Consider the following 12,998-nt stretch of genomic DNA (forward strand, 5'->3'; position numbering starts at 1 on the left):
ATGGGTCACGTCGTGCGGTGCACCTTGGAGTTGGACGCCTGGGCGCGCGGGCGGACCACCAGCAGGTCGATGTTGACGTGCGAGGGGCGGGTGACCGCCCAGGTGATGGTGTCGGCGACATCGTCGGCGCTGAGGGGCTCCGCGACGCCTTCGTAGACCTTGGCGGCCTTGGCCGTGTCGCCGCGGAAGCGGGTGGAGGCGAACTCCTCGGTCTTGACCATGCCGGGCGCGACCTCGATGACCCGTACGGGCTGTCCGCACAGCTCCAGGCGGAGCGTCTCGGCGAGGACGTGTGCGCCGTGCTTGGCGGCCACATAGCCACCGCCGCCCTCGTAGGTGGCGAGGCCGGCGGTGGAGGACAGCACCACGACGGTGCCGTCGCCCGAGGCCGTCAGCGCGGGCAGCAGCGCCTGGGTGGTGTGGAGTACGCCGAGCACGTTGACCTCGTACATCGCGCGCCAGTCGGCGGGGTCTCCGGTGGCGACCGGCTCCGCGCCGAAGGCGCCGCCGGCGTTGTTGACCAGGACGTCGCAGCGGTCGAGGGCGGCCGCGAAGGCATCGACCGCGGCGCGGTCGGTGACGTCGAGGGCGTACGCCTCGGCGTGCGGCAGCTCGGCGGCGAGCGCCTCGATGCGGTCCTTGCGGCGGGCGGTCAGCACCACGCGGTAGCCGGCCTCGGCCAGCGCTCGCGCGGTCGCGGCGCCGATGCCGCTGCTGGCTCCGGTGACGACGGCGGTACGGGCGTCGGCGGTCATGGCGCTCTCCTCGGGCCTGTGCGTGTGATGCGCGCCGTTTCGGGTGCGGAACGGCGGCTGCGGTCTGCGGATCGCGGTCCGTGGGTGGCGGCCGCGGTGCCCGGCCAGGATATGCAGGCCGGATCAGCGGCCCCGCGGGGCGTACATGATCACGGCCATGCCGGCCAGGCAGATCAGGGCGCCGATGACGTCCCAGCGGTCGGGGCGGTAGCCGTCCGCGACCATGCCCCACGCCAGCGAGCCGGCGACGAACACGCCGCCGTACGCGGCGAGGATCCGGCCGAATTCGGCGTCCGGCTGGAGGGTGGCGGCAAAGCCGTACACACCGAGGGCGATCACTCCGGCGCCGATCCAGAGCCAGCCCCTGTGCTCGCGGACTCCTTGCCAGACCAGCCAGGCCCCGCCGATCTCGAAGAGGGCGGCCAGGACGAACAGCAGGACGGAGCGGGCGATCAGCATGCGGACAGCGTAAGGAGGCGTCGGCCCGGTGGGGCTCGGCGCGTCGGGGCTCGGCCCGTTGGGTGCGGGGCGGGTGTCAGTGGGGTGTGAGAGCTTCGGGTCATGCTCATCGAACGCGCTTACGTGGACCTTCCGCAGGGGGAGGGGACGGCGGAGGACGGCTGGCCCTGGACGGTGCCGTGCGTGCGCCAGCTGGTCGAGGAGGGGCTGCCGTTCCGGGCGCCGGTGACGTTCCTCGTGGGGGAGAACGGCTCGGGGAAGTCGACGCTCGCGGAGGCGCTGGCGGAGGCGTTCGGTGTGGACTCCTACGGCGGCTCGGCCGGGTACAAGTACGCCGGCTCGCGGGAGCCGTCGGTGCTCGGCCGAGCAATGCGGTTCGACCCGACGATGGCGGGGCGCCGGATGGTGCGAGGGCCGCGCACCCGTAGGCGTGGCTTCTTCCTTCGGGCGGAGACGGCGCTGGAGGCGCTGAGCCGGGAGCGGTTGTCGCAGGTCCCGGGCGAGCTGAGCCATGGGGAGGGCTTCCTGATGGCCTTCCGGGAGAAGTTCGCCCAGCCGGGGCTGTATGTGATGGACGAGCCGGAGGCCGCGCTGTCCTTTACCTCCTGCCTTGAACTGGTCGGGCTGATGAGCGACTTGGGGAGCAGTGGCGCGCAGATCATCTGCGCCACGCACTCCCCGCTGCTGACCGCGCTGCCCGGCGCCGCGATCGTCGAGGTCGGCGAGCACGGCATGCGGCAGGCGCAGTGGGCGGAGCTGGGTCTCGTCGATCACTGGCGCCGCTACCTCAAGGACCCGCAGGCGTATCTGCGGCATGTGCTCCCGGGGTGAGGCTGCCGGGCGCGCGGGCGGCTTCGGGAGCGGGGGCGGCTTCGGGTGCGGGGGCGACGCCGGTCCAGCGGCTGAGGGCGTCGCGCAGCGCCGCAGCGCGCTTGGCGGGGGCGCCTGAGTCATCGGCCCAGGCGATATAGCCGTCGGGGCGGACGAGGAGGGCCGTGCGCCGAGGGCCCTCCCAGGAGGTGTGCAGGAAGCGGTCGTCGGTGGGCTGCACGGTGGTTTCGTCGGCCGGGGTGATGAGGACGAACCCGCCCTGGCGCAGGAGTGCGTAGAGGCGACGGCCGTCGGCGAGGCGGAGGTCGGGGGCCCGGCGGCCGGTGAGTGGGTGGGCGCCGGGCGGGGCTGCGTAGCCGATGCCGATGCCGATGCCGGAGAGGTTGAGCATCGCGCGCCGGGCGAGCGGCCGAAGACGGTGGAGGAGCTGAGCCGCGAGGGTGCGGGCCGCGCGCCCCGGAGGGGTGTGCACCAGGGCGAGCCGGACGATGGCACCGCTGCTGCGCAGGACGAGCTTTCCCACCGGGTGGCGCTCGGAGTGGTAGCTGTCCAGCAGGCTGTCAGGTGCCTGACCGCGCAGTACCGCGGTGAGCTTCCAGCTGAGGTTGGCGGCGTCCTGCAGTCCGGTGTTCATGCCCTGGCCGCCGGCGGGGGAGTGCACATGGGCGGCGTCACCGGCGAGGAAGACGCGGCCCACGCGGTAGTCGGGGACCTGGCGTTCGTCGCTGTGGAAGCGGGAGATCCAGCGGGCGTCGTGCATGCCGTAGTCGCTGCCGAGGGCGAGCCGGGTGAAGGTCCGGACCTCGTCGAGGTCGGCCGGTACGGAGTCGTCGGCCTGGCGGTGGCGGTTCCAGCCGATGACGCGGTACCAGCCGTCGCCGAAGGAGCCGATCAGGGCCAGGGCGTCACTGGTGGCGTTGACGGTGAAGGGGGAGTCGGGCTCCTGCGCGAGCCGGACGTCGGCGAGGACGAGGGAGCGGATGACGGACTGCCCGGGGAAGGGCAGGCCGAGGGCCTGTCGGACGGTGCTGCGGACGCCGTCGGTGCCGACCAGATATGCGGCGCGGGCGCTGCGGACGCCCCGCGGGTCACGGACGCGGACCGTCACGCCGTCGGCGTCCTGTTCCAGGCCCAGCACCTCGCTGTCGTGCCGGAAGGTGACGCCCGCCCGGCGGGCGCGCCGCTCCAGCAGCCGCTCCACCTCGAACTGCGGGGTGACCAGCACGAACGGGAAGCGGGACGGGAGCGCCGTCGGGTCGAGCGTGGCACTGCCGAAGAGGCGGAGCCGGGTGACCGGGTGGCCGCCGGCGACCAGCTCGTCGGCCAGGCCGCGGGCGTCGAGCTGCTCCAGGGTGCGGGCGTGCACGACCAGGGCGCGGGTGAGGTTGCTGGTCGTGTCGGCGCGCCGCTCCAGGAGGGTGACGCGCAGACCGGCCTCGGCGAGGTCCCCGGCCAGCAGCAGGCCGGTCGGACCTGCCCCGACGACGAGGACGTCGGCGTCCGGGGCGTCCGCGGCGTCCGGAGTGGCCGGGATGGGTTCGGTGCTCGTGGCGCTGCTCGGGTCTGTGGTGCCGGGTTCGCGGTGCGTGTCCGCCATGGCTGCCCCTCCTGTGCCAACACGTGTTGGTCAACGCTTGTTGGCAAGCGTAGGGCGGCCGCTTCTGGCATGTCAACGGGCGTTGGCCTACATTTGTGGGCATGGCCGAACCCGCACCGCCCGCCGAGGCCGCACCGGCCTCCGGCGCTCCCGCGTCCCACTCCGGCGTCGCGGACCCCGCGCGCCCCCGCCGCTCCGAGGTCACCCGCGCCGCGATCCTCGCCGCCGCGAAGGACCGCTTCGCCGCCGACGGCTACGAGCGCGCCACCATCCGCGCCATCGCGCGCGAGGCAGGCATCGACCCGTCGATGGTGATGCGCTACTACGGCAACAAGGAGGGCCTGTTCGCGGCCGCTTCGGAGATCGAAGTGGACCTCCCCGACTTCACCGGAGTGCCGCGCGACGAAGTCGGCGCCCGGCTCGTACGTCACTTCCTGGAGCGCTGGGAGTGCGACGAGACGCTCACCGGCATGCTCCGCGTCGGCGTCACCAACGAGGCGGGCGCGGACCGGATGCGCGGCGTGTTCGCCGGTCAGGTGCGTCCGGTCCTCGCGGCCGTGTGCCCGGTCCCCGAGGAGGCGCCGACCCGTGCCGCGCTGATCGCCTCGCAGATCCTCGGGATGGCGCTGTGCCGCTATGTGCTGCACGTCCCGCCGGCCGTCGGCCTCAGCCACGACGAGGTCGTCGCCTGGCTGGCACCCACGGTCCAGCGCTATCTGACGGCCGAGAGCCCGGATGGCGGCGGGCCCGGATGACCGGGAGCAGGCGTCAGCGGGCGTAGGCCGTGGGAGGGACGCCGACGGTCGCGGTGACATCGCGGACGAGATGCGCCTGGTCGCTGTAGCCCAGCTCGGCGGCGAGCGCGGGCCAGTCGACCTCCGCGTCGGACGCGGCGCGCTCCAGGGCCTCGTGGACGCGGTAGCGCAGCAGCACCCACTTGGGGCTGACCCCGACGTATCCGGCGAACAGCCGCTGCAGGGCTCGTACGGACATGCCCTCGGCCCGCGCGAAGTCCGCGACGCGACGGATCGAGCGGTCCGCCCGGATCCGGCCGGCCAGCCCCATCGCGAGTTCGGTCTGTTCCAGGAGCCGCGGCTCGGTGTGCAGTAGGGAGGTCAGCAAGGCGTCGAGCGCGGCCACCCGTTCGTCCTCCGCGGCGGGCCCCAGCACCGCTCGCGCGGCTTCCGCCGCGGCGGCCCTGCGCCCGCCTTCCCCGCCTGCGCCGTCCGGGGACGCGGCCGGCCCCGCGCTGTCGTCCCCCTCGCCCCCGTAACTCCCGCCGGCCTCCGCGTCCTCACCGGCTCCTTCGTCCCCACCAGGGCACCCACCGGTCTCGAAGAGCACCTCCAGCGGCAGCCGGCGGCCGGTCCAGTCCGTGACCGGTCGGGCCGGGGCGAACGGGCGGAAGCCGCCCGGCCGGAACTGCACCCCGCACACCCGGCCGCGCCCCGCCAGCTTCTGGGAGAAGAGCTCCAGCCCGACTCCCGCGACCTCGCCGAATCCCGGGCGGTCCGCATAGCGCTGGAAGACGAGGTTCACGCAGGGGTGCGGGACGACATGGGTGGCGTACGGCTCGGCGAGATCCCAGTCGATCAGCCAGTAGTGCTCCACATACGGGCGCAGCGCGGCGGCGGGGGTGCGGCGGCGGAACTGCACCCGGGTGAAGAGTTCCGGGGCGTCGACGATGCCCCGGGTGTCACGCCGTGGAGCGGCCATGCCATGAATCCTAGGCGCGGCCCCGGGGGTGCGGCGGCTGTCGCTGTCGCGTTTCTTCAAGCCGTCGCCGGCGGCCGGTCGTAGCGTCGTCGGCATGACGGACATCACAGGCATGACGGACGAAGAACGGCGTACTCCGGGGCGGGAGGAGCGTCCCGCCCCGATCAGCGAGCTGCTCGACGCGGCGGCGGGGGCGGCGCTCCCGGTGCTGTGCGAGGTCTCCGACGACGAGCTCGGGCAGCGGACGCCGTGCACCGAGTACGACGTGCGGTCGCTGATCAACCACCTCTTCCAGGTGGTGGTCGCCTTCCAGACGCTGGCAGGCAAGAAGGAGGTGGACTTCCGGCACACGCCCGACCGGATCGCCGAGTTCGGTGCGCGCTGGCCCGACCGCTTCGCCGAGGAGAGCGCCCGGCTGGTCGAGGCATGGGCGGCACCGGGCGCGGAGGAGGGCCTCACCGGCGGGATGAACCTGCCCGCGCGGACGGTCGGCCGGATGGCGCTGCTGGATCTGACGGTGCACGCCTGGGACGTGGCCCGGGCGATCGGCCGGCCGTACACGCCGGCCCCGGGATGTGTGCCCGAGCTGCGGCAGCTGGCCGCCGACATGGGGCCGACGGCCCGGAAGATGCAGGTCTTCGGTGAGCCGGTCGCGGTGCCGGAGGGGGCGTCCGAGCTCGACGAGCTGCTGGCGGCCACCGGCCGTGACCCGGGGTGGACGGGCTGAGGCGCGTCCCCCGGGAGGCGCCCCGGCCGCTCCCGGTCCGGTGACAGCGCCGCCTCGCGGCCGAGCGGCACACGGGGTCTCCCCCCTTTCCGGCCCAGTGGTGCGCGGGCTTCCCCGCCGCAGCCCCTGCCGACCGGCGCCTGCGCTCCTCGCCCCACCCCGACGGCATCCGCCCCGGGCGTCGCGGTCCCTCGGGACGGTCCGCGGACACGGCGCCGACATGTCCCGATAGCGCCCGTGCCGCCCGCCCCCTGCCTAGGGTGTGGACCGAGACGGGAGGCCCGCACATGCATCAGCCCGGCCCGAACACGCACCAGCCGAAGTCCGCGACCTCACCGGGGCGCCGGCCCGCGGACGCGCAGGCGGGGCAGCTGCCCGGCGGCGACCCGCTCCCCCGAGCGCTGATCGACTTCTACGGGCTGGTGCCGCTGCCCCGCGAGGGCGGGCGGTTCCGGCGCACCTGGGCCGGGCCGGAGCGCGCCGACGGGCGGCCCGAGGGGTCGGCGATCATCATGCTGCTGACCTCGGAACCGGGCGATTTCTCGGCCCTGCACCGCCTGCCGTCTGACGAGATCTGGCACTTCTACCGCGGTGACCCGCTCACCCTGCTCCTGCTGTCCGAGACGGCCCCCGAGGGCGCGCGGGGTGACGGCCGGAGAGCCACCGCCAGGTCCGTCGTGCTGGGCCCCGATGTGCTCGGCGGGCAGCACGTCCAGTTCACGGTGCCGGCCGGCACCTGGATGGGCGCGACGGTCGCCGACGGAGGCGCCTGGACACTCTTCGGCTGCACCATGGCGCCCGGCTTCACCTTCGCGGACTACGAGCAGGGGGACGCCGCCGAACTGGCCGCCCGCTTCCCCCAGGAGGCAGCGCGGATCGCCGCACTGAGCCGCCCATGACCGCACTGCCCGACCAGCCGCCGCCCGGCCCCGCCGCCGCGGACGGCCGCCGGTCACTCCCCGACCTCACCGGCCAGGTCGTCCTCGTCACCGGGGCGGGCGGCGGGATCGGTGGCGGCATCGCCCTGCGGTTCGCCGCCGCGGGCGCCGCCGTGGTGGCGCATTTCCGTACCCGGGGCGACGCCGCGCGGGCGCTCGTGGCGCGGATCGTGGAGTCCGGCGGCAGCGCGCTGGCGCTGGGCGCCGACCTGGCCGAGGAGGCGGAGTGCCACCGTCTGGTGCGGTCGGCCGCCGCCTGGCGTGGCCGGCTGACCGCGCTGGTGAACAACGCGGGGGTGCAGCCGGTCCAGGGGCTGCCGGAGATGTCCCTCGCCGACTGGCGGGCGGTGGCCGATACCAACGTGCACAGCGTCTTCGCCTGCACCCAGGCCGCGGCCACCGTGATGCGGGAGGGCGGCGGCGGGTCGGTGACCCATGTCGCCTCCATCGAGGCGGACCGGCCGGCACCGTTGCACGCCCACTACAGCGCGTCGAAGGCCGCGGTGGTGATGCACGCACGCTCCGCGGCGCTGGAGTACGGGGCGTACGGCATCCGCGTCAACAGCGTCTCCCCGGGGCTGATCGCGCGTCCCGGTATCGAGGCGGACTGGCCGGAGGGGGTGCGCCGCTGGCAGGAGGCGGCACCGGCGCGCCGGTTGGGGCGGCCCGAGGACGTCGGCGACGCCTGCGTCTTTCTCGCCTCGCCGATGGCTTCCTGGATCACCGGTCACGATCTTGTCGTCGACGGCGGTGTCTCGGCCCGCCCCACCTGGTGAGCGAAGGTCCGTCCGGTCCCCGGGTGCCGCACCGAGCGGCGCGTTTCGCGGCTCGGGAGCTACCCGGCGCGGCTCGCCGTCGCGCCGGGGTGGTGGCTCAGGGCCACACCAGGCAGTACGCCTCGTGCCCCGCTTCGTGCAGCCGGTGGCTGAAGTCCTGCCACTCGTGCAGGAGCTGGTAGACGGTGAAGGCGTCCTGCGGGCCGCCGCGGTCGGGGACGGTGGACCAGATGAAGGCAGCCGCGCCCACGGACTCCTCGCCGACCCCGCGCAGCGGGTCGACCACGGTCATGGGGAGTTTGACGACGGCGTAGTCGGGGTGGAGGACGACCAGTTCGAGCGGCGGAACCTTGTGGAGAGGTATGCCCTCTATACCGGTGAGGACCATGGCGGCCATCGTCTCGGGCTTGATCTTCGTGAACATGCCGCCCATGCCGAGTTCATCGCCACCGAGTTCCTCAGGACGCATGGAAATCGGCACCCGGGCCGCAGTCGCGCCGTTCGGCGCGCCGAAGTATTTGTACGTCACCCCCATGCGGCCGCCTCTGTTTTCCCCACCCTGGATGCCCTCGGTGTCCTCACGCCGGTGGCGACCGCGCTGGGCGCGCTCGGGACCCCGGTCGTCGGTCCCCTCGCCCAGTCCGCCACCGCGATGCATATCTCCACCCGACCACTCGCAGCTACAGCCGCGCAACCCGATCATCGTCTCAGAGACCTCCCCAGTAACCGGCGTGTGAAACGCCCGGCCGCACGCCCCTGCGCGCCTCTGAGACCATTGCTTGCGTGACTTACTCGTACGACGGCCCAGTTTCGCAGATGCGAGGGGGCTGACGCCCGGTAGAGAGCAAGAGGAATCAAAAAGGGACCGAGTGGGAACCGAGCGGCGCCTGCAGGTGGTACGCGAGGGGATTCCCGCACCGTTGTCAGCCGGGTCGCGTCCGAGTGCCGCCGCCCTCCCTCCGTTAATGCAGGTCAGGATCACAGTGTCTTTTCCGTATGAAGCCCCTGTTTCGCAGTCGCTGTTCGACCGCGCGTCCGCGGTGACGCCCGGCGGCGTCAACTCTCCGGTGCGGGCGTTCCGCGCCGTGGGTGGTACGCCCCGGTTCATGGTGTCCGGTACCGGTCCGTACCTCACCGACGCCGACGGTCGCGAGTACGTCGACCTCGTGTGCTCGTGGGGACCGATGATCCTGGGCCACTCGCATCCCGCGGTGATCGCCGCGGTCCAGGAGGCGGTCGCGCGCGGCACGTCCTTCGGTACGCCCGGCGAGGGTGAGGTCGAACTGGCCGAGGAGATCGTGGCGCGGATCGCGCCGGTCGAGGAGGTGCGGCTGGTCTCCAGCGGCACCGAGGCGACCATGTCGGCGATCCGCCTCGCGCGTGGCTTCACCGGCCGGGCGAAGGTGATCAAGTTCGCCGGCTGCTACCACGGTCATGTGGACGCGCTGCTGGCCGCGGCCGGCTCGGGCGTGGCGACCTTCGGTCTGCCGGACACCCCGGGGGTGACCGGTGCGCAGGCCGGCGACACGATCGTGCTGCCGTACAACGACATCGACGCCGTCCGTGCCGCGTTCGCCGCGCACCCCGGGGAGATCGCATGTGTGATCACCGAGGCGTCGCCCGGCAACATGGGCGTGGTGCCGCCGCTGCCCGGTTTCAACCAGGGCCTGAAGGACGCGTGCGCCGAGCACGGCGCGCTCTACATCTCCGACGAGGTGATGACGGGCTTCCGCGTCAGCAAGGCCGGCTGGTACGGCATCGACGGGGTGCACCCCGACCTGATGACCTTCGGCAAGGTCATGGGCGGCGGCTTCCCGGCTGCGGCGTTCGGCGGCCGTGCCGACGTGATGGCGCACCTCGCGCCGGCCGGTCCCGTCTACCAGGCGGGCACCCTGTCCGGGAACCCGGTCGCCACCGCCGCCGGCGTCGCGCAGCTGCGACTGCTGGACGATGCCGCGTACGACACGGTCGACGCGGTCTCCGCCGAGGTGCGGGGGCTGGTCACCGCGGCGCTGGCGAAGGAAGGCGTCGCACACCGGCTGCAGGTCGCGGGCAACATGTTCTCGGTCTTCTTCACCGGCGCCGAGGTCACCGACTACGACACGGCCAAGACGCAGGAGGCGTTCCGCTTCACCGCCTTCTTCCACTCGATGCTGTCGCAGGGGGTCTACCTCCCGCCGTCCGCCTTCGAGTCGTGGTTCGTCTCCACCGCGCACGACGCCGCAGCCGTCGAGCGCATCGCCGCGGCGCTGCCGGCCGCCGCGCGGGCCGCGGCCGAGGCGACGGCCTGACCGACCGCGTTCCGACTGCGTTCCGGCCGTGTGACGCGCCGGGTGACGCGCCAGGGCCCGGCCGGGGGCCGGCCGGGCCGGCGACTGCATGCAGAGGACTGAATGAATGGGTGACATGAGCAGCGAAGACATCACCGTCGTGCACCTGATGCGGCACGGCGAGGTGCACAACCCCGATGGCGTTCTCTACGGGCGCCGGGCCGGTTACCACCTCTCCGACCTCGGCCGGAAGATGGCCGACCGGGTCGCGGAGCATCTCGCGGAGCGGGACATCACGCATGTCGTCGCCTCCCCGCTGGAGCGCGCGCAGGAGACGGCGGTGCCGATCGCCGGGGCGCACGGTCTGGAACTGGCCACCGACGAGCGGCTGATCGAGGCGGCCAACGTCTTCGAGGGGAAGACCTTCGGGGTCGGCGACGGCGCGTTGAAGAAGCCCGGCAACTGGAAGTACCTGACGAATCCGTTCCGGCCGTCCTGGGGCGAGCCGTACATCGAGCAGGTGGTCCGGATGATGGCGGCGCTCGCCACGGCGCGGGACGCGGCGCGCGGCCACGAGGCGGTGGCGGTCAGCCATCAGCTGCCGATCTGGATCGTGCGCAGCTTCGCCGAGCGGCGCCGACTGTGGCACGACCCGCGCAAGCGGCAGTGCACCCTCGCTTCGCTGACGTCCTTCACCTTCCACGGCGACAAGATCATTTCGGTCGGCTACAGCGAGCCCGCCCGCGACCTGGTTCCCTCCCACCTGCTGGCCGGCGCGAAACCCGCCAAGGGGAAGTCCAAGGCTTTCGGGGCCTGACTGCGCGTCAATTAGCGGTACGTCAATAACAGGCAAAATGACAAAATTGAGCGACTAATTCGGAACCGCCGTGCCAGGCATGCCCTCTTCTCCGATGTCCGTTTATATGGATATTGAGTACGGCGAGCACGGATGGGGACGACGGTATGCACGCGATCAGTCGACGGGGCCTGCTGGGTACGGTGGTTGGGGCGGCTGCGGCGATGGGGGTCGGCGGCTGTTCCCTGTCAGGCTCGGACGACGCCTCGGATAAACAGCGGGTGAAGAATTCGGTACAGGCCAGGTCGAAGCCCATCGGTGACGGTTCGACCGCCGATTCCGGAGCGCAGCCGCACCAGCCGAAGAAGCCCGAAAGGCTGGAGCCGGGGCAGACCCCGCCGCAGTTCGTCATCTTCTCGTGGGACGGCGCGGGAGAGGTCGGCAACGGCCTCTTCCCGCGCTTTCTCCGGCTCGCCCGGGACCACGGCGCGGCCATGACTTTCTTCCTCTCCGGGCTGTATCTCCTGCCGGAGTCGAAGAAGCACCTCTACCGCCCGCCGAACAACCGCACCGGCGCCTCCGACATCGGCTACCTCACCGACGGGCACATCAAGGAGACGCTGAAGAACGTGCGCGCGGCGTGGCTGGACGGCCACGAGATCGGCACCCACTTCAACGGCCACTTCTGCTCGGGATCCGGAACGGTCGCGCACTGGACGCCGGAACAGTGGCGCTCCGAGATCGACCAGGCGATGGATTTCGTCACCAAGTGGCGTACCCACACCGGTTTCAGTGACATAGAGCCGCTGCCGTTCGACTACCGCAAGGAATTGGTGGGCGGTCGCACACCCTGCCTTCTCGGCCAGGAGAATCTGCTGCCGACGGCCCGGGATCTCGGGTGGCGCTATGACACGAGTTCGCCCGGCGGACTCCAGATGTGGCCCAAGAAGAAGCAGGGAATCTGGGACTACCCGCTCCAGCAGATTCCCTTTCCGGGTCACTCCTTCGAGGTCCTCTCGATGGACTACAACATCCTCGCCAACCAGTCGAAGAACTCGACAAAGGCGCCCTCGTCCAACTACCCGGGTTGGCGGCAGCAGGCCACCGATGCCTATGTCTCGGGATTCCAGCGGGCGTACCAGACCAACCGCGCCCCGTTCTTCATCGGCAACCACTTCGAGCAGTGGAACGGCGGCATCTATATGGACGCCGTCGAGGAAGCCCTCAAGCACATCGCGAACGAGCAGAACAAGGATGTGCGCCTGGTGTCCTTCCGGCAGTTCACCGACTGGCTCGACGTCCAGGACCCGCAGGTCCTGAGCAAGCTCCAGGGGATGGGCGTCGGGGAGCGGCCGGCCGGCGGCTGGCGCACGTTCCTCTCCGCGGCCTGACGTCCGGCCGGCCGGGGGACGCCCACGGGCTCGCAGGGGCCCGTGACATGCCGATTCGTGCGGCGTGCGACGGTGTGAGGGGGGCGCGGAAGATCCGGAAATGGCCCATGCGAAACTTTTCACATGAGTGCTTGCCGCGCCCCACGCCGCCTCACGAGCCGCCGCCGCATCACCCTGCTCGCCGCAGGGGCCGCGGCCGCGTCGCTCACGCTGAGTGCCTGCGGGGACGGTGCCTCCGGCGGCTCCGCGCAGACCCGCTTCGTCCAGGGCAAGAACGGCGTCGACACGGTGAAGAAGACCGAGCGGCAGCCCGCCCCCGCCCTCTCCGGTGAGACCACCACCGGCAAGCAGCTCGACGTCGCGGACTACAAGGGCAAGGTCGTCATCCTCAACGTCTGGGGATCGTGGTGCGGGCCGTGCATCGCCGAGGCGCCGAACTTCACGAAGGTCGCGAAGGACACCGAGGACAAGGGCGTGCAGTTCATCGGGATCAACACCCGTGACTCCGAGAAGTCGCAGGCGACGAGCTTCGAGGAACAGCACAAGGTGCCCTACCCGAGCCTGTTCGACCCGTCGGGCAAGCTGATGCTGCGCTTCCCCAAGGGCAGCCTCAACCCACAGTCCATCCCCTCCACGATCGCCATCGACCGCCAGGGCAAGGTCGCCGCGCGCTCGATCGGCCCGCTCGCGGAGGACGATCTGCGCAAGATGATCGAACCGCTGATCGCCGAGAAGTGATCGC

The 12,998-nt window shown here is 72.0% G+C and carries 14 protein-coding genes; 9 read left to right on the forward strand and 5 right to left on the reverse strand.

Translation table 11 applies throughout. The features are described 5' to 3' along the window. Nucleotides 1-5: 5 nt before the first annotated feature. Both ACH4FH_RS00265 and ACH4FH_RS00270 read right to left on the reverse strand, forming a co-directional pair. Nucleotides 6-755: an SDR family oxidoreductase gene (locus ACH4FH_RS00265; RefSeq protein WP_398553480.1), complete on the reverse strand. Its 750-nt coding sequence runs from the start codon at nucleotides 753-755 to the stop codon at nucleotides 6-8. A gap of 123 nt (nucleotides 756-878) precedes the next feature. Then, entirely contained in the window at nucleotides 879-1,214 is a 336-nt protein-coding gene (locus ACH4FH_RS00270; RefSeq protein WP_398553481.1) for a YnfA family protein, read from the reverse strand. Between the two features lie 102 nt (nucleotides 1,215-1,316). Here ACH4FH_RS00270 and ACH4FH_RS00275 point away from each other — a divergent pair, with 102 nt between their 5' ends. Continuing rightward, complete coding sequence (locus ACH4FH_RS00275) at nucleotides 1,317-2,045, forward strand: AAA family ATPase (protein ID WP_398553482.1); 729 nt, start codon at nucleotides 1,317-1,319, stop codon at nucleotides 2,043-2,045. On the opposite strand, the gene ACH4FH_RS00280 is transcribed toward ACH4FH_RS00275, so the two are convergent. Continuing rightward, nucleotides 2,002-3,642, reverse strand: coding sequence for an FAD-dependent oxidoreductase (locus tag ACH4FH_RS00280; protein WP_398553483.1), 1,641 nt, complete (start codon nucleotides 3,640-3,642; stop codon nucleotides 2,002-2,004). The two genes, ACH4FH_RS00275 and ACH4FH_RS00280, sit on opposite strands and share 44 nt — an antisense overlap. Before the next feature lie 101 nt (nucleotides 3,643-3,743). Between ACH4FH_RS00280 and ACH4FH_RS00285 the strand changes: the two genes are divergently transcribed. Next, nucleotides 3,744-4,397: a TetR family transcriptional regulator gene (locus ACH4FH_RS00285; RefSeq protein WP_398553484.1), complete on the forward strand. Its 654-nt coding sequence runs from the start codon at nucleotides 3,744-3,746 to the stop codon at nucleotides 4,395-4,397. A gap of 13 nt (nucleotides 4,398-4,410) precedes the next feature. Here the strand turns inward: ACH4FH_RS00285 and ACH4FH_RS00290 are convergent, their stop codons facing one another. Then, a complete protein-coding gene (locus ACH4FH_RS00290; RefSeq protein WP_398553485.1) occupies nucleotides 4,411-5,358 on the reverse strand; it encodes a DUF6597 domain-containing transcriptional factor in 948 nt (315 codons plus the stop codon). Nucleotides 5,359-5,452: 94 nt separating this feature from the next. Here ACH4FH_RS00290 and ACH4FH_RS00295 point away from each other — a divergent pair, with 94 nt between their 5' ends. The 3 genes from ACH4FH_RS00295 to ACH4FH_RS00305 all read left to right on the forward strand — a co-directional run bounded on the left by ACH4FH_RS00295 (nucleotide 5,453) and on the right by ACH4FH_RS00305 (nucleotide 7,799). Then, the gene (locus ACH4FH_RS00295) at nucleotides 5,453-6,085 is read left to right on the forward strand and encodes a TIGR03086 family metal-binding protein (protein WP_398553486.1); all 633 of its coding nucleotides are present in this window, start codon (nucleotides 5,453-5,455) and stop codon (nucleotides 6,083-6,085) included. A 287-nt stretch (nucleotides 6,086-6,372) separates the two neighbouring features. Continuing rightward, the gene (locus tag ACH4FH_RS00300; RefSeq protein ID WP_398553487.1) at nucleotides 6,373-6,984 is read left to right on the forward strand and encodes a cupin domain-containing protein; all 612 of its coding nucleotides are present in this window, start codon (nucleotides 6,373-6,375) and stop codon (nucleotides 6,982-6,984) included. Continuing rightward, complete coding sequence (locus ACH4FH_RS00305) at nucleotides 6,981-7,799, forward strand: SDR family NAD(P)-dependent oxidoreductase (RefSeq protein ID WP_398553488.1); 819 nt, start codon at nucleotides 6,981-6,983, stop codon at nucleotides 7,797-7,799. The genes ACH4FH_RS00300 and ACH4FH_RS00305 overlap by 4 nt, the downstream gene beginning before the upstream one ends. A gap of 97 nt (nucleotides 7,800-7,896) precedes the next feature. On the opposite strand, the gene ACH4FH_RS00310 is transcribed toward ACH4FH_RS00305, so the two are convergent. Further along, entirely contained in the window at nucleotides 7,897-8,457 is a 561-nt protein-coding gene (locus tag ACH4FH_RS00310; RefSeq protein WP_393892856.1) for a hypothetical protein, read from the reverse strand. Between the two features lie 307 nt (nucleotides 8,458-8,764). Between ACH4FH_RS00310 and hemL the strand changes: the two genes are divergently transcribed. The 4 genes from hemL to ACH4FH_RS00330 all read left to right on the forward strand — a co-directional run bounded on the left by hemL (nucleotide 8,765) and on the right by ACH4FH_RS00330 (nucleotide 12,994). Then, a complete protein-coding gene (gene hemL, locus ACH4FH_RS00315) occupies nucleotides 8,765-10,090 on the forward strand; it encodes a glutamate-1-semialdehyde 2,1-aminomutase (protein WP_398553489.1) in 1,326 nt (441 codons plus the stop codon). A 115-nt stretch (nucleotides 10,091-10,205) separates the two neighbouring features. Continuing rightward, nucleotides 10,206-10,886 carry a histidine phosphatase family protein gene (locus ACH4FH_RS00320; protein WP_398553490.1) on the forward strand — a complete coding sequence of 227 codons (681 nt, stop codon included), beginning with the start codon at nucleotides 10,206-10,208 and terminating at the stop codon, nucleotides 10,884-10,886. A gap of 146 nt (nucleotides 10,887-11,032) precedes the next feature. Beyond that, nucleotides 11,033-12,256: a hypothetical protein gene (locus ACH4FH_RS00325; RefSeq protein WP_398553491.1), complete on the forward strand. Its 1,224-nt coding sequence runs from the start codon at nucleotides 11,033-11,035 to the stop codon at nucleotides 12,254-12,256. Between the two features lie 123 nt (nucleotides 12,257-12,379). After that, on the forward strand, nucleotides 12,380-12,994 hold the full coding sequence (locus ACH4FH_RS00330) for a TlpA family protein disulfide reductase (protein ID WP_398553492.1): 615 nt from the start codon (nucleotides 12,380-12,382) through the stop codon (nucleotides 12,992-12,994). The last annotated feature ends 4 nt before the right edge of the window (nucleotides 12,995-12,998 follow it).

It is taken from the genome of Streptomyces sp. NPDC017993 (genome assembly GCF_044328065.1).
In the GTDB taxonomy this organism is placed as follows: Bacteria; Actinomycetota; Actinomycetes; order Streptomycetales; family Streptomycetaceae; genus Streptomyces.